We start from the raw sequence: 25,630 nt of genomic DNA on the forward strand, positions 1-25,630 counted from the left end.
GATGCAACGGATCTGGATAACGTTATTATGTTGTGGCATGTTGCTGTTGAGTGCTTGTCAACTGGCGCCCCATGCACAGGGGCTGAAAAGCAGCCATTGGCCAGCACAGCAATATCAACGGCAAGACCAAGTTGAAGTGCAATGGAAGGATAAAAGCTTTAGCTTTTTGCTGTATCAGCAACAGCAAGGTCAACAGCTCATTCTGGTTGCTTTGGGTTTAACGGGACAGCCTTTGTTTCAATTACAATTTGATGGGCAGCAGGTCAAAGTACAGCAACGCATTGATCAGATGCGCTTACTGCCTTTTGAGTTTGTGGTTCGGGATTTGTTATTCGCGACCTATCCCCAGTTTGCTCAATTAGGACAACAAGCCGTTCGGGTACAACAATCGGCAACGCAACAGCAAGTTTTTATTGCTGAAAAGGCAGTATTAGTGATTCAAACTCAAGCTAATAGCATTGAACTTGATAATCTGCAGGTACCGTACCGCATGACCTTGAGCCCGATAGAAAATACCCTGAATAGTGATCAATCTGGGCAAGTGGTGCAACCATGAGTCAATCTTTACCTCAGTTGCAAGCGGTTGGGATTCCTGTGAGTGTTGGGCTTTCTGCATTAGGTCAGGATATTCAGCAGATTCGTGAAGGTTTAACGACTCCTGACAATACTCTGACACTGGAAGCAGGGTTTTTAGCGGATCGCGCAGTTTGGGTCGGACGCTATGCAGAGCCATTGATTGAGACTGTACCTGAATCACTCGGTCGATTTGATTCGCGTAATCTACGTTTTGCGTTGACTGCGCTGCAAAAAATCGAGACTAAACTTCAACAGCAAATTGCCAGCATTGATCCAAGCCGCCTAAGTATTGTGATCGGTACTTCGACCTCAGGAATATCCGACACTGAGCTGTTACTGAAACAGTATTTTGATGGTAATGATACTATTGAAGTGATGCATCAACCGCAAGAAATGGGTTGCCTAGCCCAGGCTTTACAAGTTTATCTCGGCTGGCAAGGAGCGGCTTATACCATTTCGACCGCCTGTTCTTCCAGTGCCAAAGCCTTTGCCGCAGGACAGCGTTTAATTCAGGCTGACTTGGCTGATGCGGTATTGGTTGGTGGCGTAGATACCTTATGCCAACTGACCTTAAATGGTTTTAACAGTTTGGAAAGTTTATCGGCAGATGTTTGCCAACCCTGCGGTGTCAATCGTGATGGCATTAATATTGGCGAAGCCGCAGCTTTATTTTTACTGACTAAAGCCTCCGCACCGATCATGTTATATGGTGTGGGTGAATCGATGGATGCATGGCATATTTCTGCACCGCATCCTGAGGGTTTGGGGGCAGCGAAAGCGATGCAGTGTGCCTTGGACAGTGCAGCAATAACAGCACAGCAGGTGGGGTATATCAACTTACATGGAACTGCCACACCGCAAAATGATGCGATGGAAATCAAGGCTGTTCGACAAGTTTTTCAAGAGTTGAAGGTGCCCTTAAGCAGTACCAAGCATAAAACGGGACATTGTTTGGGAGCGGCAGGTGCGATAGAAGCTTTTATCTGTACCCAACTCTTACAAGATCAAAGTGGCTTACCTTTACATCAACAGGTTGAGATTGATGCTGAGCTTGCTGATCAAAACTATGTCACAGATGCTCGGCAGACCGAGAACATTTGCTATGTGCTGAGTAATTCTTTTGCCTTTGGTGGCAGCAATATCAGCTTGTTATTTGGGGTACAGCATTAAATGAAATTAGATGCGATTGAATATATTCCACATCAACAGCCTATGGTCTTTATTGATCATTTGCTCGAAGTCAAACAAGGTTATGCGATTGCCGAATTGACCATTCGGCCTGAATTGATGTTCTGTGAAGCAGCGGGTTTACCGACTTGGGCCAGTATTGAAATTATGGCGCAAACCATTAGCGCCTATTCCGGTTGGATGGGACAACAATTACAGCAAGCACCAAAACTGGGTTTTTTGTTGGGGACACGTAAGCTACATTTACCTTTTGCGTATTTTGCGCTTGGACAGACCTTGAGGATTCGGGTCGAGCAGCAATATCTGCATGAAGGTTTGGGGCAGTTTTCTTGCGAGATTGAAGGGGCTGAGCAGGTGATCAGTGCCTTACTCAGTGTTTATGAACCGACTGATCAATCGACATTGGCATTATAGTTTTAGGAACAACAATGAGTAGAAGAATATTGGTCACGGGTTCAAGTCGTGGCATTGGTAAAGCAATCGCATTGCAATTGGCTCAGGCGGGTTTTGACGTGACCATTCATGCTCGTTCACGTGAGACTGAAGCAGCTCAAGTGGTTGAACAGATTCAAAAGCTTGGGCAAAACAGCCATTATTTATTATTTGATGTGAATGAACGTGAGTATGTCAAAAGCTTATTAGAGCAAGATATCGAACAGCATGGCGCTTTCTATGGGGTGGTTTTAAATGCAGGCCTTACTCATGACGGTGCTTTCCCTGCGTTGACTGATCAGGACTGGGATGAGGTCATTTCGACCTCCTTAGACGGTTTTTATAATGTGCTTAAACCCTTGATCATGCCGATGATCCATTTACGCAAAGGTGGGCGAATCGTGACGCTTTCTTCGGTCTCGGGCATTATGGGCAATCGTGGACAGGTGAATTACAGTGCAGCCAAAGCCGGCTTGATTGGTGCAACCAAGGCATTGGCTTTAGAATTGGCCAAGCGCAAAATCACGGTGAACTGTGTGGCACCTGGTCTGATTGAAACGGAAATGGTCACCGATGAAGTTAAAGAACATGCATTAAAAATGATTCCAATGCAGCGTATGGGGCAGGTGGATGAAGTGGCGGCTGTGGTGAAATTTCTCTGTTCAGATGAAGCCTCTTATATTACCCGTCAGGTGATTTCGGTCAATGGAGGACTGATTTGATGAAGCGTGTTGTGGTTACAGGCATGGCCGGGATTACCTCGCTGGGTGAAAATGCGGATGACATCTTTGCTCAATTCCATGCGGGTAAAAGCGGTATTTGCTATATGTCCGAGTGGGAGCAATATCCAGATTTAAGAACCAAGCTTGCAGGTCCAGTGACAGATTTTCAAGTCGCCAAGCATTTTAATCGCAAAGTGACACGAGGCATGGGGCGTGTCGCGTTAATGTCAGTTATCAGTGCTGAGAATGCCTTGCAAGATGCGGGCTTAATCGGTCATGAGATATTAAATAGCGGTGAAGCCGGCGTGGCCTTTGGCTCATCTGCTGGCAGTGTGGATGCGGTGCGCGAGTTTGGCAATATGCTGATTGATCAAGACATGAGTAAGATCAATGCCACCACTTATATCCGCATGATGTCACACACCAGTGCTGTGAATATGACCGTTTATTTCGGCTTGAAAGGGCTCACCTTGCCAACCTCAAGTGCATGTACCTCAGGTTCAATGGCGATTGGTCAGGCCTATGAAGCGATTAAATACGGTAAACAAACCTTGATGCTTGCGGGTGGGGCGGAAGAGCTGAGTGCCGCAGGTGCCGCCGTTTTTGATGTTTTATTGGCAACCAGTGGGATGAATGATCATCCTGAAAAATCACCAAGACCATTTGATACACGACGAGATGGCTTGGTGATTGGTGAGGGTGCTGGTTGTTTGATTCTTGAAGAATATGAACATGCCAAGCAGCGTGGCGCTACCATTTACGCCGAAATCATTGGTTATGCAAGCAATACCGATGGGCAGCATGTGACTAAGCCTGATAGTGAGCGGATGGGGCAATGCATGCAAATGGCATTGAAAGATGCACAGCTGGATGCCAGTCAGATTGACTATGTCAATGCGCATGGCACTTCAACCGATCAAGGTGATATTGCTGAAAGCCAAGCTACGGCAAGGATTTTAGGGCGTAAACCGATTAGCTCATTAAAGAGTTATTTCGGGCATACCTTGGGGGCGTGTGGGGCAATCGAAGCTTGGTTAGGCATTGAAATGATGCAGCGTGGACAATTGATTCCAACCTTGAATCTGGATGAAATTGATCCACAATGTGGTGATTTAGATTATATTACCCAGCAAGTGAGGGCGAGTGCGATCGAGATCATGATGAGCAATAACTTCGCTTTTGGAGGGATTAATACCTCACTGATTTTTAAACGAACAACATAACAAGCAAGGGGCATAATAATGTCAATCAAACAATTATTCTTAGCAACTGTATTAACGACTGGTTTTGCTGCATCTGTGCAAGCTGCGGATACCGTGCATAATCTGGATTTTAAAGCGGCGGTAGACCGTGCAGTTGCCGATGGAACGCTTGATGGAACAGTAAAGTTTTATCTTAAAGGTACCAAATCAGGTGGAAAAGTATTAGAACAAGATATCGTCACCAATCAGAAAACCAATGGTTTTGGTAAGTCAGCTGAAAAGTCATGTGATTGGGTGCTTCGTTCGGCATTAATCCAGTTAGACAAAGCAGCAAAAGCGCGTGGTGCCAATGCAGTGACCAATATCGTGAGTTATTTTAAAAAGAATGAATCACAAAATTCGACCACTTATCAATGCTATAAAGGCATGGCTGTGGCCAGCGTTGCGCTGAAAGGCGATATTGTGAAGTTCTAAGTGATTTGATCAGGTTAAGCCAATGACGCTACGTGAAATTGAAATCCATGTTCAGGCATTGGCGCAACTGCTTGAAAAGCCTAAAACCGATTTTGCTGATTTAAGTAGCTTTAATCATTATAAAAAACAGCAGATCAGGGACTATCGTAATCATCTGTTGGCAGAGCGGCTGCAAAGTGAAGTTGCAGCACTCAGCTTTTCTAAACATGAACATGGTAAGCCGTTTTTAAGTTCGCATGCATTGCATTTTAACCATACCCATAGCCAGCAATATTATGCCTTGGCGATGAGTGCACAGGTCAAAGATATTGGGATTGATGTCGAAGAACTGGATCGGAAAGTGCGCTTTGATGCCTTGGCCCAACATGCATTTCATGCCGAGGAATACCAAACTTGGCTGCAGCAAGATCAAGATCCTGAATATTGGTTACGGGTTTGGACCACTAAAGAGGCGGTATTAAAAGCATCAGGTCTTGGTATTCGTTTGGACCTGAATAGTTTAAATACCCAAGTGCATCCATCCAATCATGGTGGCATGTGTTCGCATCCATTGATTGGCACTTTTGCTTACCAGAACTTTATCCTGAACCAGAAAATCGTGGTCACCATTGCATGGCGGGCAGAGCAGTCTTGCCGAGGTTTTCAGTTTCCAAAAATTCAGATCATTCAGCATTAGAGAACAACTACCATCAATGCAGTCATTGATGGTTTTGAGGAAGATTTAAGCTTTGCTGATGACGGATACGCTTTGCTTTTATAACGACACTTTCCCGAGAGAGGCGATAGTAAAAACTGCTGCCAAGCATAACGCCAATAAACCAGTTGAAGGGCGCCAAGAACTGAAAACTCGGAATAAGAACCAACAGCAGGCCGATACTGACTGCTGCCACTAAGCTCATCACGGCTTTTTTATTGATGCCTTTTTGATAGTAATAGGCTGCTGTGGGTTGATCGCTAAATAAGTCATCGACCCGCACTTTCTGTTTGTTAATCAGATAAAAGTCAGCAAGTAAAATACCAAACAGTGGACCGATAAAAGCCGCTAAAGTATCAAGGGTATAGTGAATCAGTTCTGGGGAATTAAATAAATTCCATGGGGTGATAAAGATGGAACCGATCGCTGCAATCATGCCTGCTCTGCGAAAATTAAGAAAACGAGGCGCGAGATTAGAAAAATCAAAACCTGCTGAAACGAAATTCGCCACAATATTAATGCCAATGGTCGCGGTTAACACCGTCAATAAACCGAGCACCACCACAAATCCGTTATCGATCATGGCAACCGTTTCGAGTGGATCATGCACCATTTTTCCAAAAACACTAAAGGTACCTGAAACAATCATCACCACAATGATGGCAAAGAACATAAAGTTAAACGGTAGTCCCCAAAAGTTCCCCTTTTTGACCTGTTGCATATTTTTGCCATAACGGGAGAAATCCCCAAAGTTGAGTAATGGGCCGGAGAAATAAGACACCACTAATGCAATGGCCACAATGGTTTGCATGATCTGCTGATTGACGCTGAGGTGTTTATCACTGAGATTAAAGGAAATATGATGCCAACCTGATTTCCACACCAGCCATAAGGCCAGTGCTAACATGACCACATAGACCATTGGACCGGCCCAATCGATAAACACCTTGATGGTGTCCATGCCTTTCCAGAAAACCAATGCTTGTATCGCCCAGATAAAACCAAAACAGATCCAGCCAATCGTACTTAGACCTGCAAACTCCGTCAGTGTAAGCGGGTGTAAGGCAGGATAGAACTTAAGAAGAATCATCATCAAGGCATTGGATGCTAGCCAGGTTTGAATGCCATACCATGAAACCGCAATCAGGCCGCGAATTAAGGCTGGAATATAGGCCCCATAAATCCCGAAGGCTTGGCGAGAGATGACCGCATAGGGAACCCCAGAAATTTGACTGGGTTTTGCGACCAAGTTTGCCGCAACTTGAACAATCACGATACCAATGAGTAAGGCAAGCAGAACTTGCCAGCTGGCCAGACCGAGTGAAAATAAGCTCGCTGCGACCACATAGCCGCCCATACTATGTACATCAGACATCCAAAAGGAAAAGATGTTATACCACGTCCAATTTTGTTGCGCAGGGATGAGATCTTCATTGGAGAGTTTAGAACTATAGTTCGGGTTATCGCTCATGACGGGTCTGCAAGATAAACAACTGTTCAGACCAGTTATGCAGAAATTAAGCCAACTTCTTCTTATTGTTTTAAACTTATCATTAATTTATTGATTATATTTATTTAAATATTTAATTTTAGATTTTAACTGTTCAGACCAGTTGGATTGAAATATGATCAAGCTTATTTTTTGAATTAAAAAAGTGCAGAAATGAGAAACGCGACTCGAATTCAAATCATTAATCCAAATACCTGTATCCAAATGACCACATCGATTGCTGAGGCTGCACGTCAGGTAGCCGAAGCGGATACCGAAATTATGGCGCAGTCTCCCGAAAAAGGCGTGTTATCGATTGAGGGGCATTATGATGAGGCAATGTCTGCTATTGGGGTACTTGAGTTAATTCAACAAGGCAAAGCACAGCAGGTCGATGGGCATATTATTGCTTGCTTTGGTGATCCTGCTTTGCATGCGGCGAGGGAATTGGCTCAGGCACCTGTGGTTGGCATTGCCGAAGCTGCATTTCATATGGCCAGTCTGGTGGCAACAAAATTTTCGATTGTGACCACCTTAGCCCGAACCAAAATTATTGCTGAACATTTATTACATCAATATGGCTTTGAGCGAAAATGTGCACAGATTCGATGCATTGATCTTCCAGTATTGGCATTGGAACATGATAAGCAAGCGGCCTATGAAAAATTATTGGCAAGCTGCCAGCAAGCCAAAATGGAGGATGGGATTGGTGCAATTGTATTGGGCTGTGGCGGCATGGCCGAGATGGCGGATCAGGTCAGTCTAGAGTTGGGAATTCCGATTATTGATGGGGTTCGGGCTGCGGTAAAGCTGATTGAAGGTTTACATGGTTTAGGCATTCAAACCAGTAAGTGGGGAGATTATGATTATCCCTTAATAAAAGGATAATGAAGCACGCCTGCTGGTGAAAAAGAGATCATGAGCGTCTGTTTAAGTTCAGCTTTTCCTTAAAGCGCATACAATAATGCCAGCATTTCGCTGGCATTATTGTTCAATCCAAAGAAAGGAGATTAAGGAATCTCTTCTTCTTCAAATTCAGGTTTAACTTGAACAATAAAGTCCTGACGATTCAGACCACGCCATAAGGCGAATGCTGTACCGATATAGATCGATGAGTAGGTTCCCACAAATACACCGACAAACATTGCCACAGAGAACCAATGTAGACCATCGCCACCCAAGAACATCATGGCAAGGACCACGAGTAATAAGGTCATCGAGGTATGAATAGTACGACGAAGAGTCTCTGTTAGCGCAATATCCACGATTTCACGGGGTGTAGCACCGCGAATCTTACGGAAGTTTTCACGGATACGGTCCGATACCACGATGTTATCGTTGAGTGAGAAACCGATCACCGCAAGTACAGCCGCAAGTACGGTTAAGTCGAATGGCCATTGGAACAATGCAAATGCACCGATAATGATGATGATATCGTGGAATAACGACATTACCGCACCCATCGCCAGTTTAAACTCGAAGCGAATGGTGACGTAGATCAACATCAAAATGAGTGCAAGCGCAACTGCACCCGCAGAACGGACATAGAGTTCATTACCGACTGCACCACCGACGGCATCGACCTTATGGACTTCTACGGTGTTATTCGGTAATTGCACTGCTTTGGTGATGCTATTGCTGAGGTCTTCAACATTCAGGTCTTCTTGCACGGGCATACGCACAATCAGGTCTGTATTACTTCCCAAAGTCTGCACTACAGCATCTTTGAATCCCGCACGATCTAAGGCCTGAACCACTTGCGCAGGCTGAACCCCTTGCTTGTAGTTAAGCTCAGCAGAAATACCGCCTGTAAAGTCTAGACCTAGGTTCAGCCCTTTGGTGACGATAAAGAAGATACTGGCAATGGTAATCAGGATCGAGAAGATGGCCGCAGGTTTGGCAATCTTCATGAATGGGATGATTTTTAGATCATCTGGGCGACCGTATTGCTTTGAGTCTGGTTGAGTCAGATCAGTCATGTGAATCTCCTTAAATACTCAACTTTTTCAAATTACGGCGTTTGCCATAAATGAGCTGTACGATGGCACGGGTAACGGTAATTGCAGTAAACATTGAACAAACAATACCAATCATCAAGGTCACCGCAAAGCCTTTGATCGGACCTGTACCAATCGCGAACAAGATGAACGCAACCAGTAATGTGGTTAAGTTCGAGTCGAGAATGGTGTTATAGGCACGATCATAACCAGCGACAATTGCTTGTTTGGGCGAGGCACCCCAGAGCATTTCTTCTCGGATACGTTCACAGATCAGGACGTTGGAGTCGACTGCCATACCAATGGTAATCACGATACCTGCAATACCTGGTAGGGTAAGAGAGGCACCAAGCCAAGACATCACGGTTAAGATCATGGCAAGGTTAAACACCAAGGCAAAGTTGGCGATCAAACCGAATAAACGGAAGAACACCACCATCCAGATCGCAACCAACAAGAAACCGATTTGGGTCGATAATACACCCTTATCAATGTTTTCTTGCCCCAAGCTTGGACCTACAACACGCTCTTCAACGAAGTACATTGGCGCAGCCAAAGCACCCGCACGCAGCATCAAGGCAAGTTCTGCCGCTTCTTGTGGAGAATCTAGACCAGTAATGCGGAATTGTGAGCCCAATACGGCTTGAATGGTTGCAGCGTTGATCACCACAGATTCAGTATATGGAGTACGAACTTCAGTCTGGACACCCGTGTTTGGATCAGCCACGTAAGAGATTTTTTGTTTATTTTCGATAAACAAAACCGCCATACGTTTGCCGACAGCACCACGAGTGGCATCTGCCATCAACTTACCACCTGAAGAATCCAGCGTGATGTTTACTTCAGCACCACCAGAGTCTTGGCTAAAGCCAGAACTTGCGTTTTGAACACGTTCACCAGTCAAAATACGGTTACGTTGTAACAGCAATTGACGACCACTGTCTAAAGACTGATAAGCAAAGACTTCAGTCCCTGGAGGAAGCGGCTGACCATTATATTTCCCTGTATATGGGTCAATATATTGATCATTACTATCTGCGACCAAACGGAACTCTAAGTTTGCCGTACGACCCAAGACACGTTTTGCTTCTGCGGTATCTTGTACACCCGGTAATTCAACCACAATACGGTTGCTACCTTGGGTTTGTACCAATGCTTCAGCCACACCGAGTTCGTTAATACGGTTACGTAAAGTAGTTAAGTTTTGGTTGACTGCATAAGATTGAATTTCCTGACGACGCGCATCGGTATAATTCAGTCTTAAAGTCGCACCAGATGATGTTGCAACCGCTTGTTGGGTAAACTCATTGCCATTACGACGTAAAAAATCAGTCGCTGCATCACGGTCTGCATTGCTGGCAAACTGGACAGTAATGGTATTGTTATTTAAAGCAAGGTTGTTAAATTTGATTTTGTTATCACGGAACTGACGACGCAAATCAGTCGCAGATGTTTCCATACGCTGACTAATCGCTTTATCCATGTCGACTTCGAGCAAGAAGTGTACACCGCCACGTAAGTCCAAACCGAGTTTCATCGGTTTTGCCCCAATCTTTTGCAACCACTCAGGAGTGGTTGGTGCAAGGTTGAGTGCAACTACATAGTCTTCACCTAAATCACGACGTAACACTTCTTTGGCTTTTAACTGTTCTTCAGAAGAGTTTAAGCGTAATAATGCCGCGTTGTTGGTAAAGCTATTGTCGTGACTGCTTATGTTGGCAGTTTTTAAAATCTGCTCAGCTTTTTGCACGATCGTCTGATCAATTTTGGTGCCTGCTTTTGCCCCCGAAATTTGGACAGCAGGTTCATCTGGATACAGACTTGGAAGTGCATATAACGTACTGATCACAAGTACCACAAGGATCAGTAAATATTTCCATGCAGGGTAACGCATTCGCTTTCTTCTTAAATGAAAAAGTCGTGCTGAGGCACGACTATTTTATGATTAAAGGTTATTTAATGTGCCTTCAGGTAATACTGAAATGACACTCGCACGTTGGATTTTTACCTCAACACCACGAGTGAGTTCAACAACTGCAAAGTCACCTTCAAGTTTGGTAATTCTCCCCATTAAACCACCAGCAAACACGATCTCGCTGCCTACACCCAAGCTTTCGATTAAAGAACGATGTTCTTTAGCACGTTTTGCCTGAGGTCTCCAGATCAAGAAATAGAAGATTGCGATGAATACCGCGATCATCAATAAGTTTGCCATAAGGCTTGGACCTTGTGCCGCAGCAGGTGCAGCGTGAGCAGTAGAGATGAAAAAACTCATTTCGATTTCCTAAAATTAAAAGGCAAAAAATTAACAATAAATTCCAATTCGTTTTGCAATGTACCTTGTCTTGCGATCAGGCGCAAATCTTGATGCAAATCGTTCTGCTTAGTCTTCTGGACATGCTGGAACTTCTAATCCACGACGGGCATAAAAGTCCTGAACGTATTCATCAAATGTGCCATTATCCAATGCATCACGCATACCTTGCGTCAGGCGTTGGTAGTAACGCAAGTTGTGGATGGTGCCAAGCATTGATGCCAGCATCTCACCACACTTCTCTAAATGATATAAATAGGCACGAGTAAAGTTTTTACAAGTGTAGCAATCACAATGTGGGTCTAAAGGCCCTTTATCATGGCGATATTTACTATTACGGATTCTGACCAAACCATCAGTAACAAAATAATGACCATTACGAGCATTACGGGTTGGCATCACGCAGTCAAACATATCGACACCACGACGAACCGCTTCTACGATGTCTTCTGGTTTACCCACACCCATTAAATAGCGAGGTTTATCCTGTGGCATTTTGTTGGGTAGATAATCAAGCACCTTGATCATTTCTTCTTTCGGTTCACCGACCGATAAGCCACCAATCGCATAACCATCAAAACCAACTTCTAACAAGCCTTTGAGTGACTCGTCACGTAGGTCTTCGTACATCCCACCTTGAATGATGCCGAATAAGGCATTTTTATTGTTAAGCGCATCATGATGATGCGTTTTACAACGTTTGGCCCAGCGTAAAGAAAGTTGCAATGATTTTTGCGCTTCTTCATGGGTGGCAGGGTAAGGGGTACATTCATCAAAAATCATCACGATATCTGAGTTCAGTACATGTTGGATCTCCATTGAAATTTCTGGAGACAAGAACACCTTTGAACCATCAATCGGAGAGCGGAAGGTGACACCTTCTTCTTTGATTTTACGCATTGCGCCCAAGCTAAACACTTGGAAACCGCCTGAGTCAGTCAAAATTGGTTTATCCCATTGGATAAACTCATGCAGACCGCCATGCTCTTTAATCACTTCCAAACCTGGACGTAAGTAAAGGTGGAAGGTATTTCCTAAGATAATCTGTGCTTGAATTTCTTCAATATCACGTGGGAGCATGCCTTTAACCGTACCGTAAGTACCCACAGGCATAAACACAGGGGTTTCCACCACACCATGTTCTAAAGTAAGTCGACCACGACGGGCGCGCCCCGACTGGCCTAATTTTTCAAATTTCATGTAATAACCTGAGCAAGATCGAAGTGCTACTTTGATTGCAGCGCAAGGAGGCGAAAAAACAGTTCGCTGATCGAAAGCGGCTATTTTCCCCGATTATGGCGTGTAGTTCTACTACTAAATGTAGCGAGAGATAAAATAGATTTAGTTTGATAAGTTTTGAGTGATATTTGCTCGAATGTTGATGAGCAAATACTGATTTAAGTGAATAAGGTTTTTGCATTTTGTAATGCGAAATTTGTGAGGGAATTTGCTATCGAGATGGCGGCATGGATGCCGCCGCGTTAGACTACGGTAGCAGGGATGTACCGTCAGTCTATGAACAGCGATTAAAGCTGTGCAAGGGTTTTGGTTACTTTTGCCAAAACAAAAGTAACTGCAACCGAAGGTTTTTGCTGAAATGAGTGAGATAACGGTAAGATGCTAATATGTATAACTACCGCACTAAAAATTCGGTTTATAGTCAAAATTTTCAGTCGCCAGATTATCCTTAAATGGGCGAATCGCTTTCTTGGATAAAGTCAGGGTATTGATCAAGTTGTTTGGAAACACCTCGATCTGGTTATTAAACAATTCTACATTGCGGTTAAAAATGGTAATTGCAGCACCGATATTTTCGTTTTGCTCCTGAATATCATCCATCATCTTGCTATACAGTGCATCTGCTTTCAGTTCAGGATGATTTTCGACCACCACATTCAGACTACGAATCAGCTCCTTACTCATTTTCTCAATTTGTTGTAACTGAGAAATATCCGTGTCATTCACATTCAGATTGAGAATCTGTTGGCGCAATTCGGTGACTTTTTCTAAAGTCGATTTCTCGAACTGGGTGTATTGATCCAACGTTGCTTCCAAGGCTTCTAAGGTCTTTACTTTTTGACGTTCGAAGTTGGCCACTTCTGACCATGCCCGTTTGGTGGCATTAAAATAACGCACGATATTATTACGGATAGAAATGCCCCACACGATCAGTGCGACAAAAATTCCCAAGAAGATCAGTAAACCTGTCATCGCCATTCCCCTTATTGTTATTGCTCAATGATTAGCGAATTAAATTCAGCATGAGTTGTTGAAACTTATGATATTGCGGCATGGTCATGGTTCTTAAGTGTCCACGTAATGCGGGAATATCCTGAATGTCACTGCGTTTACTGGCGGTTTGGAAAAGATTTTGTTCGCCCACGTAACACATGATTTGCTCTTCATGATGATAAATTAAATCACCTGTAAAATGTTGAAAAAAATCATGTAGTTTTAAGGTGAGGCTCGGGCTGATTGCTTTGGCAAGTTGGTGTTGATCAAGACCACAGATATTCAATTCTTGATTAATCAAAATGTCACTGCTTTGCCATGAGCTGGTGTAGGGCGCAAAGAAACGAGCGCGTTGATTGCTGACGGCAATTCCTAAGGCTGGCATTTGAAAAATAAAGGCACCCCACAAATCTTTATGGATTTTTTTGACAATTTTTTTATCACGACTCTGATCCTGTAGGATCGGCATTTCGCTGACATAGTGATATTGAAACAGTAGAACCTGATGTTCTGTGTTGCCATCATGCCATGTGGTCGATGCGTATTGGGTAATCTCGTTGGCTTCATTACCCCGATTAAATAGGGGGAAATGTTGCTTTAACTTACTGATCACCAAAAGGGGCTGCGCTTGAATCGGTAAATAAGCTGGGAGTTGCTGGAACTGTAAACCATAGCGTAATACGGTCATGCGTTCTTCTAGATAATGAATGACGCGTGTTAATGGTTGTTGTGGTTCATAGAGCAAATAGGCCAGAAAACCAGTAAGGAATGCACCCAGTAGGCTCCAGATATATTGAATATGTGGATGTAGAAAATAACCAAAGATTAATGTGCCTACGCTGATCAATGCGAATAAATAGGGCAGTACATTAAAAAAACGCAGGCTGTGATCGTCACGCCAAGGATGCAGTGCATCTAGTAGGGCTTGATCGCTATGTGCTTTCTGCCCAACCTCCCAAAGCCGAGCAATATTGCGAAAAACCTGCGCATTTTTTTTACGTCTGATATGCAGTGCTTGTTGTACAGTGTCGATTGGCATGGAAATAATCGTTTCATTATAATGGGGTGCTCTTGTCTAAATTATGCGTTAAATTTCAGAAACTAAGAAGTCTATAATCTGAATCTAGCTGTGTTTTATTATTTTGAATGAACGGCTTTTACCAAAGCATTTTTATAGGAAAAATCGACTAAACCGTAATTTAGTCGATTGATCAGTATTAAGCGTCGAGCTTATCCACCAACATCGCATCGCCATAACTAAAGAAGCGATAACGTTGTTCTACTGCATGGGTATAAGCCGCCAAGATATTGTCACGATTGGATAGCGCTGAAACCAACATTAATAAGGTCGATTCTGGTAAATGGAAGTTGGTGATCAAACGATCCACGATGCAGAACTGATAACCTGGATAGATAAAGATTTGCGTATCACCTGTCCAAGCTGCAATTTGACCTTGATTGGCTTGTGCTGCGCTTTCTAGGGCACGGGTCGCCGTAGTGCCTACCGCAATGACTTTATTGCCGCGTGCTTTGGTGGCCAAAATCAGGTCAATGGTCGCTTGTGGTACGTCACACCATTCACTGTGCATAATGTGATTAGTAATGTCAGTGGTACGCACAGGCATAAACGTTCCTGCACCGACATGTAGTGTGACAAAGGTTTTTTGCACGCCTTTCGCGGCTAATTTTTCTAATAAGCCTTGGTCGAAATGCAGACTGGCAGTTGGTGCTGCAACGCTGGCAATTTTTTCAGGGTCGTGGAACACGGTTTGATAACGTTCAGTATCAATCTCTTCCGCTTCACGGTTGAAATAAGGTGGAATCGGCAGTTGGCCGTATTGATCCAGCACCGACAAAATCGGTTGTGAAAACTTCACCACAAACAGATTTTCATGGCGACCTTGTACGGTGACAGGCACCGCATCTTCACCGATATACAGTTCTGCGCCAGCTTTCGGTGAGTTGCTTGATTTGATGTGGCAATGGGCAGTGTGGGGATCCAACATGCGCTCAACCAGAACTTCGATAGCTCCGCCTGTAGCACGTTTGCCTTTTAAGCGTGCTTTCATGACTTTGGTGTCATTCAATACCAGCAAATCACCGTCTTCGAGCAGGTCGAGAATATCGGTAAAGGCGTGGTCGTGATACTGACCTTGCGCATCGATATGCAGTAGGCGAGATGCGCTACGGCTGTCTAATGGATAGCGAGCAATAAGTTCATCGGGGAGATCAAACGAAAAGTCGGAGAGTTGCATACATCTAAAACATTGCAAAAATTGGGCGTAGTATAGTCTTTTTTGCGTTTTCTCGCTGAGTTCGCGTGTTTATTGATAGAAAAATATCTGAATGATTTAAAAGTGAGCAATAAGCGTGAGTTAGTGTTTGACAATAAAATCAAACAGGTTATTATACGCAACACAAAGCATCGCACTCTTCCCGAGGTGGTGAAATTGGTAGACGCGGCGGACTCAAAATCCGCTGTCAGAGATGACGTGTCGGTTCGAGTCCGACCCTCGGGACCAAGATTCAAAGACCCCAAGCTGGTATTAAAGGCTTGGGGTTTTTTAATGTCTATCAAAATGAATTAGATACATATTTCTAACGAAAAGTCTTTGCTTGCTACACTTCGTTGAAGTGTACGTAAGCAACTTTTAAGATAGTTTAATTTAATAAACTGACGAACCAATAATAGATATTTTTTAACATTCTCCAAAGACCATTGCTAGAGTAATCATATTGATTAGTACCACAATATATACCTTTCTCTAGATCTGCTTTAGCTTCTAATAATACAGTTTTTCCTTCAGTAGTCCTATTTACGCAAATTCTTTGCGCATATGATTGGTTTGTTTCCAGGACAACTTCATATGGAAAAGGCTCTTTAAATTCAGAAGATTTAATTTTAATACAGTTTTCTTCGTTTATAGGTATTTTAAGATTCAAATAGGTTTTTGAGTAGGAAGAGTGAAAAGCATTAATTCCATCTACTTTACCTATATAAATTAAGGTCTGATTTTCATATGCTTTGTCATACGCTCTTTTTGTAAATACACAGACATCATTGTCTTTAACTTTGACATATAGGGAGGAATGTGGAGAAGCATTGGCAGTACTACTAATAAGAAGTAATAAATATAATAATTTCATCAGGTTTTATTTGGTTGCTTAGATATATTATTTAGCTTAATGGGATCCACAAGAAATAGTGCTTATCCGTATTTGAAATTTCATGGTAAATACCTTGAATTAAGCTTCAATAGTGCTTGAGCTTAGTTTAAGAATTTGCATAGTTCTATCTGTAGTCTTATAGATTATGGCATTTTTGAATAAATGTGTGAGATTTTTCACTTTGTTGTTTGGTAAGTATTTTGTCTCTATGTAAACAAAAACCAACTGTGGTAAATCCAATACCAGTTCTATTTAATCCTTGCTCACCTAACAATATATAGTAAGCATGATTTTCTAAAATATGATTTGATTTGTAGTTCTTTAAAATAATTTCTTTCATTTCTTTGTTGATTTCTTTAGACACAAATAATTTTTTATAAGTTATACCATCTGATTCAAAGTTTTCATAATCATTAATTTCATAATGATAAACTAAAACTTTTTTATCTGTCGGAAATGAGAAGTGAAGATTGTCTCGGTTGCTAGAAACAACAATATCAGTTTTTACATTGTTCTGACTTGTGCATCCAATAACTAGGAATAGCATAAATGAAATAAGAAATATATTAAATAGTTTCATATCAAAACCCTTGTCATGGAATAACATGTCTAACTTTCTCTCTTCTGGATTGCTATTTCTGAGTGTAGATGCATTGATTGAGATTTATGATGATTTAAAAGTAAAGCATTTACCTGGAGATTAGTTTATCTATTGGGATTTGATCTAAGTTAAAATTTAATGAAATTTCACGTTTTGTTGCGAATTGATTGAATCAACAATTGCCTTTTCTGTTAAAGTTTGTTAATACTAAGTGATAGTTTTCACATTTTTTTTATAAAACGTAAAGAACCGTATAACGAAAATATTCGAGAGGCGGGAATGACGATTCAATTATTAGAACTACAGCAAGCCGAAAAGTTAAGTGCTTGTAAAATCTCTCTTTCTTTGGGGCTAACTTCAGAGCAGAACTTGCTTGAGCAATTTTTACAGTTCAACCGAAAACTGATGCAAGCCAGTACCGCATTGCTGTCATTTCACCAAGAACCTTACCTTTGGCACCGTTGCCCTGAAAAACTCAAAGCGATTGATTCTGCAAAAATTACCAAAAGCTTAAATACGCTATTTGTGAATGGTGATCTAGTCGATAGCGACCATCCGCAATACTCAACTTTACTGGCATTTCTCGCACCCCTAAAAAAGAAAATCCAAACTGCAGTCGCTTTACATCTTAGACACCCAGATCAAACCTCACTCGGTTATATCATCCTGTTTGATGAAGCTGCCCAAGGCTTTAGCGATCTACAAAAACAACTCCTCCAAGAACATTGTGTCAACTTCATGCAACAACTGGAATTGAAGTTTAACCATGACGAGTTGAAAGAACTATACGAACAAGAAGCTGCACTCAATTTTAGTAAAACCAAATTCTTTTCGATTATTTCCCATGACCTACGTGCGCCATTTCATGGGCTACTAGGTTTCTCTGAGATATTAGCGAAAGAACGTGAAACCTTAGACGAATCCAGTATTCAGAATATTGCGGACTATCTTTACGATACTTCTCAATCGACTTATAACTTATTAGAAAGCTTGCTCAATTGGGCGATGGCCGAAGGTGGGCGTTTTGTCTATCACCCCATCAATTTTAAGCTGCGCCAGATCACCAATATCGTGACTGATATTCTCAAAACCTTGGCCATTAAGAAGAATATTCAACTGATTAATGAAGTAGATGAAAATCTAAAAGTCTATGCCGATATGAATATGATCACTTCGGTGATTCAGAACTTAGTCTCCAATGCACTGAAATTTACCGATGTTGATGGAACGGGCAAAGTCTATATCCAAGCACAACACAAAGGCACTTATGTTGAAATCTATGTCAAAGACACTGGCCTCGGCATGACTCAACAACAAATCAACGATCTGTTCCAGCCGCGGATTACTATCAGCTATAAAGGAACCGCAGGAGAGAAAGGCGCAGGTCTGGGCTTAAGCTTGTGTAAGCGCTTTGTAGAAATGAATTTGGGTGAAATCAATGTTAGCTCCAATGAAGGCGAAGGTACTGTGTTTACCGTGTTGCTGCCAATCGAACGTGAACAGGTTGATTTATGTACGGATCAACAAAAAAGCAAAGCGAAATTAGTCTAAAGAGATTTTAAAGATAAGCTTGTAACTGATATAACTAACCTAGATGAGATGACATCAGTCGAGCCTTTTTATATGAATGCGCAACAGCTACAAAAAACCTTAGTTGCAAGCCAATATGCTGAACAAGTTTTAAATTTATACACATTACAATTAGAACAAGACTATTCCGAAGATCAATTTCTGGACTCGCTGTCGACCGAAACCATCCATCAAAAAGTGCAATTGGCTGTGGCTGAAGTCACCGATGAACAATCATGGATGAAAGCTTTACGCGTACTCCGTGCCAAGCTGATGTTTCGCTGGATTTGGCAAGATGCCAATCAACTCACCAATGTGGTGACGTTGACACGTGAGCTATCCGATTTTGCCGATGCCAGTATTTGTGCCGCCAAAGCTTTTGCATTACCGCCTTTATTAGCCAAACACGGTGAACCCATTGGTTATTCAGGTCAGTTACAAGATCTAATTGTGATTGGTATGGGTAAGCTCGGCGCGCAAGAGCTGAATTTATCCAGTGATATTGATCTGATTTTTGCCTTCGATGAACAAGGCGAAACCAATGGGCGTAAATGTATTGATGTACAACAGTTCTGTATTCTATGGGGACAGAAGCTGATTTATTTGCTCGATCATATTACTGCAGATGGTTTTGTATTCCGTGTCGATATGCGTTTGCGTCCGTGGGGTGATGGTTCAGCCTTGGCGATTAGCCATAGTGGATTAGAAAAATATTTAAGCCAGCATGGGCGTGAATGGGAACGTTATGCGTGGATTAAGGCAAGGGTAATTACCGGCGGCAAAGCGGGCGAAGAATTGTTAGACATGTCGCGTCCGTTTGTATTCCGCCGTTATGTCGATTATTCCGCTTTTGCTGCCATGCGTGAAATGAAAGCCATGATCGAACGTGAGGTCATGCGCCGTAATATCGAAGAAGATATTAAGCTCGGTGCAGGTGGGATTCGTGAAATCGAGTTCATCGTGCAGGTCTTTCAGTTGATTTATGGTGGATCGAAGCGCGAACTGCAAGATCGTCAATGTTTAGTCAATTTACATCATTTGGGTGAAGCCGAACTGCTGGATCAGCAAGCAGTGATTGATCTGGAAGATGCTTATCTATTCCTGAGACGAGTCGAACATGCCATTCAAGCCTTGAATGATCAGCAAACCCAATCTTTGCCAACGGAACCTGAGCAGAGACAACGCATGTTGGACACACTTGGCTTTGCCGATTGGCCTACCTTCTTGGAGGTGCTCAATCAGAAACGTGACAAGGTCAAAGTCCAGTTTAAACAATTGATTCAGGAAAAAGAGTTTGCTGAGCCTATCGATGATTTCGTTCAGCTTGAACAAAAACTGAATGCAGTACTAAATGATGATGCCAAGAACTTAATTCAAAACTTCTGGCATGGGCAGGCGTTACGCAAAATCCCTGCCAGTGCTTTAGAGCGTTTAAAGAAATTCTGGCCGCATTTGATCGAAGCGATTTTACAGTCGGATCAACCGCAAACGGCACTGTTACGTTTGATGCCCTTGGTGGAATCGGTGTTACGTCGTACGGTCTATCTGGTGATGTTGATGGAAAGCCGAGGTGCTTTGCAGCGACTGGTCAAGATGGCAACCGTCAGTCCGTGGATTTGTGAAGAACTGGCGCAATATCCTGTGTTGTTGGACGAGTTCTTGTCGATGGATTTTGGTCTGCCACAACGCAAAGATCTGGAAGATTCACTGCGCCAACAATTGTTGCGGATCGAGATTGATCAAGTTGAAGATCAGATGCGGGTATTGCGCTTATTTAAAAAGAGTAATGTGCTGACAGTTGCCGCCAGTGATGTATTGGCAGAAAGTCCGTTGATGAAAGTCTCCGATGCGCTCACGGATATTGCTGAAGTCAGTGTACAGGCGACGCTGAATCTCGCATATGAAGCGGTTGCAGAACGGCACGGCTATCCTATCGGCAATGATGGGCAACGATGCAGTTTGGACAATAAAGGCTTTGCGGTGATTGCTTATGGCAAATTGGGTGGCATTGAGTTGGGCTATGGCTCGGATTTAGATTTAGTGTTTATCCATGCGCTTGAAGAACAAGGTGAAACCGATGGCCGTAAGGGTATTAGTGGGGCCGAGTTTGCGATTCGTGTTGCGCAGAAATTTATGTCCTTGATGACGACGCAAACCTTGGATGGACGTGTCTATGAAATTGATACTCGTCTGCGACCTTCGGGTGAGGCTGGGATGTTGGTCACCAGTTTAAAAGCTTATGAACAATATCAACAGAAAAGTGCTTGGCTCTGGGAGCATCAAGCTCTAGTGCGTGCTCGTTCGATTGCAGGAGATCGTGGATTATGCACGCAATTTGAACAGATTCGCTGTCAAATCCTGACCCAAGTGCGTGATGAAAATGTAGTGCGTGAAGAAGTGCTGAAAATGCGCCAAAAGATGAAAGATCATTTGGGATCATCTTCTGAGCAAAAAAAACATGGGATTTTTCATTTAAAACAGGACTCAGGTGGTATCGTTGATATCGAATTTATGGCACAGTATGTTGTGCTTGCATGGAGTGGGACGAATACAGATCTCGCCCATTTTTCCGACAATGTAAGAATTCTAGAAGATGCTGCTCAAGCAGGCTGCTTATCCAGTGAAGATGCCACAGCATTAATACACGCTTATCTCCGTGAACGAGCTGAGAGCCACCGTCTAGCGCTTGCAAATCAATCTATGCAAGTCAATGCTGCGGATTGGCACGATACCCGCGAGATCGTTTGCAAGTTATGGCAGAGATTAATTGATCCAACTGCGCAAGCATTGGAAAGTGAATAATTGTGTAAAAAAGAAAATGGAGTATGTGCGATGAGTTTGGCTGATCGTGATGGTTTTATTTGGCAAGATGGAAAATTAGTTGATTGGCGTGATGCAAAAATTCACGTCTTAACTCACACACTACACTACAGTATGGGTGTCTTTGAAGGCGTCAGAGCTTATGAAACCCCAAATGGTACAGCAATCTTCCGTTTGCAAGATCACACTAAGCGCTTATTAAATTCAGCAAAAATTTATCAGATGAATGTTCCATTTGATCAAGCGACATTAGAACAAGCACAAATTGATGTGGTTCGTGAAAATAAACTAGCATCTTGCTACCTGCGTCCATTAATTTGGATTGGTTCTGAGAAACTCGGTATTGCTGCAACAGACAACACTATTCATGCTGCAGTCGCTGCATGGGGTTGGGGTGCATACTTGGGTGAAGAAGCAATGGCGCGTGGTATTCGTGTGAAGACTTCTTCATTCACGCATCACCATCCAAACGTGACTATGTGTAAAGCAAAAGCATGTGGTAACTATACGGTGTCGATCTTGGCACATCAGGAAGTGGCACGTTCAGGCTATGACGAAGCAATGTTGCTTGACCCACAAGGCTTTGTTTGCCAAGGTGCAGGTGAGAACGTATTCCTGATTAAAGATGGTGTCTTGCATACCCCTGATTTAGCTGGTGGTGCATTAGAAGGGATTACTCGTCAAACCGTGATTACCATTGCTAAAGACCTTGGTTATGAAGTGGTTGAGCGTCGTATTACTCGTGATGAATTCTACATCGCTGATGAAGCATTCTTTACCGGTACTGCTGCAGAAGTGACGCCAATTCGTGAGTATGATGACCGTGAAATTGGTTGTGGTTCACGTGGTCCGATTACCACTGTAATTCAAAAGACCTTCTTTGATGCAGTACAAGGTCGCAATGATAAATATGCACACTGGTTAACTTATATTAAATAAGCTGTAATCGTGCACAAAGGCGAAGCTTAGGCTTCGCTTTTTTATTGACGAATTAATACTAAAAAAAACAATCCGCTCTATGCTAAGATGAGCGTATATTCAGTGCATATGATTGAACACTTTTGTTTTTTTGGACAAAGTGGAGCCTCGTATCTCAAGCATTTAAGGTTATCAGATGGTAGATATTCAACAAAATTCGGCAACTCATGAAGACAATGTGATCTTGTGCATGAAGTGGGGAACCAAGTATGGTGCTGAGTACGTCAACCGTTTGTATAACATGGTCAAACGTCATTTGACTTTGCCTTTTAAAATGGTGTGCTTGACGGATCGTACCGAAGGTATTGACCCGAATATTCAATGTTTTCCGATTCCATCTCTAGATTTGCCTGCAGGTAGCCCTGAGCGTGGTTGGAATAAACTCTCGACTTTTGAGCCAGATTTGTATGGCTTAAAAGGCAATGCGCTATTTCTCGATCTGGATGTGGTGATCATTGATAATATTGATTGCTTCTTCCAAGCGGAAGGTGAGTTTTTGGTGATTCACGATTGGAAACGTCCTTGGCGAATCACAGGCAATAGTTCGGTTTATCGTTTCAAACTGGGTGCTTTCCCTGACATTTTGCCGTACTTCCGTGCAAACTTTAATGAGATCAGTCAAAAATTCCGTAATGAACAAGAGTATCTATCTTGGTTTGTACATAAAGAAGGCAAACTGAGCTATTGGAATAAAGACTGGTGCAAAAGCTATAAATACCATTGTTTAAGACGAGTGCCATTTGCTTATTTCCAACCGCCTATCAAACCCAAAGGCGCAAAAATTATTATTTTCCATGGTGAAATCAATCCACCTGATGCGATCAGTGGTGGTGGTGGTAAGTGGTATCGTTATGTGTTGCCATCGGATTGGATTAAAGAGTCTTGGCAATAATCCAAGTGTTATTCATCCTGAAATGGAATGGATGAATCGAATAAAAAAATCAGGCAGAATGCCTGATTTTTTTGCTTTAAGGGGTGTTAAATATTGTGGTATTGGCGATACCAATCGACAAAGTTTTTCACGCCATCGACCACCGAAGTGGCTGGTTTATAGTCCACATAGTTTTCTAGCGCAGTGCTATCGGCAAAGGTGTCTGGTACATCGCCTGGTTGGAGAGGAAGCAGATCTAAAATCGCTTCTTTACCCGCTGCTTTTTCAATCGCCTGAATATATTCAATCAGTTTCACCGTACGGTTGTTACCAATATTGAAAATCCTAAATGGGGCATTGCTGGTTGAGGGGTTTGGGTGGTTGCTGTCCCACGTGGCATCAGGCATGGCAATCTTATCGCTGGTTCGGATAATCCCTTCAACAATATCGTCGACATAGGTGAAGTCGCGAGTGTGATTGCCATGATTAAACACAGGAATTGGTTTGCCTTCAAAAATGTTCTTGGTGAACTTAAACAAGGCCATATCTGGGCGTGTCCACGGTCCATAGACGGTAAAGAAACGCAGCCCTGTGGTAGGTAATTTAAATAAATGACTGTAGCTATGTGCCATTAACTCATTGGCGCGTTTGGTTGCGGCATAGAATTGCAGTGGATGATCAACGCCATGCTGTTCACTAAAAGGCATGGTGGTGTTGGCGCCATAGACACTGCTGGTACTGGCATAGGTCAAGTGCGGTGTTGCTGCGTAACGGCAGGCTTCGAGAATATTGGTAAATGCAATCAGGTTGCTCTCCACATAACTATGTGGATTCTCAAGCGAATAACGTACACCTGCCTGTGCTGCCAAATGAATCACGCGATCAAAGTGATGCGCTTGGAAACATTGATCCACCACTGCTTTATTGGCGAGATTGTCACGAATCAGGGTGAAGCTTCCAGTATCGTTGCGTTCAGCCAGTAACTGTAATTGCTGAGCACGCGCCTCTTTTAGGGATGGATCATAATAATCGTTAAAATTATCAAAACCGACTACATCATCACCACGTTCCAGCAGTTTTTTTGCAACACTAAAGCCGATGAATCCAGCAGCACCTGTGACTAGAACTTTCATTCATCGCCTCCAAAAATATCTCGGGTATAAACTTTATCTTGTACATCGAGCAAATCACTGGAGAGGCGATTGGCAATAATCACATCACACGATTGCTTAAACTCATTCAGATCTTGGGTCACTTTGGACTTAAAGAAACTGTCTTCATGGAAGGTGGGTTCATAAATAATGATTTCGATGCCTTTGGCTTTGAGACGTTTCATCACACCTTGAATCGCAGAGGCACGGTAATTGTCTGAGCCACTCTTCATCACCAGACGATAAATACCCACTGTGCTTGGATTTCGTGCAAGCACAGAATCGGCAATAAAATCTTTGCGGGTTCTGTTGGCGTCGACAATCGCTTTAATCAGATTGCTGGGCACATTGTTGTAGTTTGCTAGTAATTGTTTGGTGTCTTTGGGCAGGCAATAGCCGCCGTAACCAAAAGATGGATTGTTATAATGACTACCGATACGTGGGTCAAGACAGACCCCGTCAATCACTTGTTTGGTGTCTAGGCCAAAGCTTTGTGCATAAGTATCCAGCTCATTAAAAAATGCCACACGCATTGCCAAATAGGTATTGGCAAACAGCTTGATCGCTTCGGCTTCAGTTGAATGAGTTAAAAGTACAGGAATATCCTGTTTGATCGCGCCCTCTACCAGTAAATCGGCAAATTGCTGCGCACGTTCAGATTGTTCCCCAACGATGATACGAGACGGATAGAGGTTGTCGTGCAGTGCTTTACCTTCACGTAAAAATTCAGGTGAGAAAATAATGTTTTCAGTCTGGTATTTATTTTTGACTTGTTCGGTGAAACCTACAGGAACGGTAGATTTGACGATCATGGTCGCATTAGGGTTAATTGCGAGAACGTCCTGAATGACACTTTCTACACTTTGTGTATTAAAGTAGTTGCTTTGAGGGTCATAGTCAGTTGGTGTGGCAATAATAATAAAATCAGCATTTTGAAAAGCCAGCTGCTTGTCTGTCGTTGCTGTGAAATTTAACTTTTTTTCTTTTAAAAAAAGTGAAATATCATGATCTTGAATCGGTGATACTTTGTTGTTCAGTAAATCTACTTTAGTTTGTAGGATATCAAGTGCAATGGTTTCATGGTGTTGTGCAAATAGCATTGCATTTGACAACCCGACATATCCTGTTCCAGCAATGGCTATTTTCATAAGT

Annotated in this window: 24 protein-coding genes and 1 tRNA gene; 13 read left to right on the forward strand and 12 right to left on the reverse strand. The window is 42.8% G+C overall.

The genetic code is table 11. The features are described 5' to 3' along the window. The first annotated feature begins 1 nt into the window (after position 1). The 7 genes from F957_RS17375 to F957_RS17345 are packed head-to-tail and all read left to right on the forward strand — an operon-like array spanning position 2 to position 5,270. Complete coding sequence (locus tag F957_RS17375) at positions 2–556, forward strand: DUF3261 domain-containing protein (protein ID WP_016540702.1); 555 nt, start codon at positions 2–4, stop codon at positions 554–556. Then, positions 553–1,746, forward strand: a complete 1,194-nt coding sequence (locus F957_RS17370) for a beta-ketoacyl-[acyl-carrier-protein] synthase family protein (protein ID WP_016540701.1) — start codon at positions 553–555, stop codon at positions 1,744–1,746. The genes F957_RS17375 and F957_RS17370 overlap by 4 nt, the downstream gene beginning before the upstream one ends. Further along, positions 1,747–2,178: an ApeP family dehydratase gene (locus F957_RS17365; protein ID WP_016540700.1), complete on the forward strand. Its 432-nt coding sequence runs from the start codon at positions 1,747–1,749 to the stop codon at positions 2,176–2,178. Positions 2,179–2,192: 14 nt separating this feature from the next. Further along, complete coding sequence (locus F957_RS17360) at positions 2,193–2,918, forward strand: 3-ketoacyl-ACP reductase FabG2 (RefSeq protein ID WP_016540699.1); 726 nt, start codon at positions 2,193–2,195, stop codon at positions 2,916–2,918. Next, positions 2,918–4,141 carry a beta-ketoacyl-ACP synthase gene (locus F957_RS17355; protein ID WP_016540698.1) on the forward strand — a complete coding sequence of 408 codons (1,224 nt, stop codon included), beginning with the start codon at positions 2,918–2,920 and terminating at the stop codon, positions 4,139–4,141. The genes F957_RS17360 and F957_RS17355 overlap by 1 nt, the downstream gene beginning before the upstream one ends. 18 nt (positions 4,142–4,159) lie before the next feature. Then, complete coding sequence (locus F957_RS17350) at positions 4,160–4,594, forward strand: hypothetical protein (protein ID WP_004652495.1); 435 nt, start codon at positions 4,160–4,162, stop codon at positions 4,592–4,594. A gap of 22 nt (positions 4,595–4,616) precedes the next feature. Continuing rightward, positions 4,617–5,270: a 4'-phosphopantetheinyl transferase family protein gene (locus F957_RS17345; RefSeq protein WP_016540697.1), complete on the forward strand. Its 654-nt coding sequence runs from the start codon at positions 4,617–4,619 to the stop codon at positions 5,268–5,270. Positions 5,271–5,292: 22 nt separating this feature from the next. Here the strand turns inward: F957_RS17345 and F957_RS17340 are convergent, their stop codons facing one another. After that, positions 5,293–6,759: an NCS1 family nucleobase:cation symporter-1 gene (locus F957_RS17340; protein WP_016540696.1), complete on the reverse strand. Its 1,467-nt coding sequence runs from the start codon at positions 6,757–6,759 to the stop codon at positions 5,293–5,295. 192 nt (positions 6,760–6,951) lie between these two features. Here F957_RS17340 and F957_RS17335 point away from each other — a divergent pair, with 192 nt between their 5' ends. Then, positions 6,952–7,665: an aspartate/glutamate racemase family protein gene (locus F957_RS17335; RefSeq protein ID WP_016660152.1), complete on the forward strand. Its 714-nt coding sequence runs from the start codon at positions 6,952–6,954 to the stop codon at positions 7,663–7,665. A gap of 122 nt (positions 7,666–7,787) precedes the next feature. Here F957_RS17335 and secF read toward each other — a convergent pair whose 3' ends face one another. The 7 genes from secF to queA form a co-directional block, all read right to left on the reverse strand. Then, complete coding sequence (secF, locus tag F957_RS17330; protein ID WP_016540694.1) at positions 7,788–8,756, reverse strand: protein translocase subunit SecF; 969 nt, start codon at positions 8,754–8,756, stop codon at positions 7,788–7,790. Positions 8,757–8,766: 10 nt separating this feature from the next. Further along, positions 8,767–10,668 (reverse strand): protein translocase subunit SecD, encoded by a 1,902-nt coding sequence (gene secD / locus F957_RS17325; protein ID WP_016540693.1) that lies wholly within the window; start codon positions 10,666–10,668, stop codon positions 8,767–8,769. Between the two features lie 51 nt (positions 10,669–10,719). After that, positions 10,720–11,049, reverse strand: coding sequence for a preprotein translocase subunit YajC (gene yajC, locus F957_RS17320; RefSeq protein ID WP_005206306.1), 330 nt, complete (start codon positions 11,047–11,049; stop codon positions 10,720–10,722). Positions 11,050–11,157: 108 nt separating this feature from the next. Then, positions 11,158–12,288, reverse strand: a complete 1,131-nt coding sequence (gene tgt / locus F957_RS17315; protein ID WP_005206304.1) for a tRNA guanosine(34) transglycosylase Tgt — start codon at positions 12,286–12,288, stop codon at positions 11,158–11,160. A gap of 441 nt (positions 12,289–12,729) precedes the next feature. Continuing rightward, on the reverse strand, positions 12,730–13,299 hold the full coding sequence (locus F957_RS17310; protein WP_016540692.1) for a LemA family protein: 570 nt from the start codon (positions 13,297–13,299) through the stop codon (positions 12,730–12,732). Between the two features lie 31 nt (positions 13,300–13,330). Beyond that, positions 13,331–14,359: a hypothetical protein gene (locus tag F957_RS17305; protein ID WP_016540691.1), complete on the reverse strand. Its 1,029-nt coding sequence runs from the start codon at positions 14,357–14,359 to the stop codon at positions 13,331–13,333. Positions 14,360–14,537: 178 nt separating this feature from the next. Beyond that, positions 14,538–15,575, reverse strand: coding sequence for a tRNA preQ1(34) S-adenosylmethionine ribosyltransferase-isomerase QueA (gene queA / locus F957_RS17300; RefSeq protein ID WP_016540690.1), 1,038 nt, complete (start codon positions 15,573–15,575; stop codon positions 14,538–14,540). Positions 15,576–15,755: 180 nt separating this feature from the next. Between queA and F957_RS17295 the strand changes: the two genes are divergently transcribed. After that, positions 15,756–15,842: transfer RNA gene (locus F957_RS17295), tRNA-Leu, on the forward strand. Between the two features lie 139 nt (positions 15,843–15,981). Here F957_RS17295 and F957_RS17290 read toward each other — a convergent pair. Beyond that, positions 15,982–16,467 (reverse strand): NF045616 family extracytoplasmic (lipo)protein, encoded by a 486-nt coding sequence (locus tag F957_RS17290; RefSeq protein WP_016660153.1) that lies wholly within the window; start codon positions 16,465–16,467, stop codon positions 15,982–15,984. Positions 16,468–16,624: 157 nt separating this feature from the next. Further along, entirely contained in the window at positions 16,625–17,068 is a 444-nt protein-coding gene (locus F957_RS17285) for a hypothetical protein (RefSeq protein WP_032860571.1), read from the reverse strand. Positions 17,069–17,368: 300 nt separating this feature from the next. Here F957_RS17285 and F957_RS17280 point away from each other — a divergent pair, with 300 nt between their 5' ends. The 4 genes from F957_RS17280 (at position 17,369) to F957_RS17265 (ending at position 23,348) form a co-directional block, all read left to right on the forward strand. Further along, positions 17,369–18,640: a sensor histidine kinase gene (locus F957_RS17280; protein ID WP_016540688.1), complete on the forward strand. Its 1,272-nt coding sequence runs from the start codon at positions 17,369–17,371 to the stop codon at positions 18,638–18,640. Positions 18,641–18,712: 72 nt separating this feature from the next. After that, positions 18,713–21,460, forward strand: a complete 2,748-nt coding sequence (gene glnE / locus F957_RS17275; RefSeq protein WP_016660155.1) for a bifunctional [glutamate--ammonia ligase]-adenylyl-L-tyrosine phosphorylase/[glutamate--ammonia-ligase] adenylyltransferase — start codon at positions 18,713–18,715, stop codon at positions 21,458–21,460. 30 nt (positions 21,461–21,490) lie between these two features. After that, a complete protein-coding gene (locus F957_RS17270; protein WP_004652473.1) occupies positions 21,491–22,417 on the forward strand; it encodes a branched-chain amino acid transaminase in 927 nt (308 codons plus the stop codon). 175 nt (positions 22,418–22,592) lie between these two features. Beyond that, entirely contained in the window at positions 22,593–23,348 is a 756-nt protein-coding gene (locus tag F957_RS17265; protein ID WP_016162601.1) for a hypothetical protein, read from the forward strand. 86 nt (positions 23,349–23,434) lie between these two features. Here the strand turns inward: F957_RS17265 and F957_RS17260 are convergent, their stop codons facing one another. Together F957_RS17260 and F957_RS17255 are read right to left on the reverse strand one after the other, a co-directional pair. Beyond that, complete coding sequence (locus F957_RS17260; RefSeq protein WP_016540686.1) at positions 23,435–24,460, reverse strand: NAD-dependent epimerase; 1,026 nt, start codon at positions 24,458–24,460, stop codon at positions 23,435–23,437. Then, complete coding sequence (locus tag F957_RS17255) at positions 24,457–25,626, reverse strand: nucleotide sugar dehydrogenase (protein ID WP_016540685.1); 1,170 nt, start codon at positions 25,624–25,626, stop codon at positions 24,457–24,459. Before F957_RS17255 ends, F957_RS17260 begins: the two co-directional genes overlap by 4 nt. Between the last annotated feature and the right edge of the window lie 4 nt (positions 25,627–25,630).

Origin of the sequence: Acinetobacter gyllenbergii CIP 110306 = MTCC 11365 (genome assembly GCF_000413855.1) — a bacterium.
In the GTDB taxonomy this organism is placed as follows: Bacteria; Pseudomonadota; Gammaproteobacteria; order Pseudomonadales; family Moraxellaceae; genus Acinetobacter; species Acinetobacter gyllenbergii.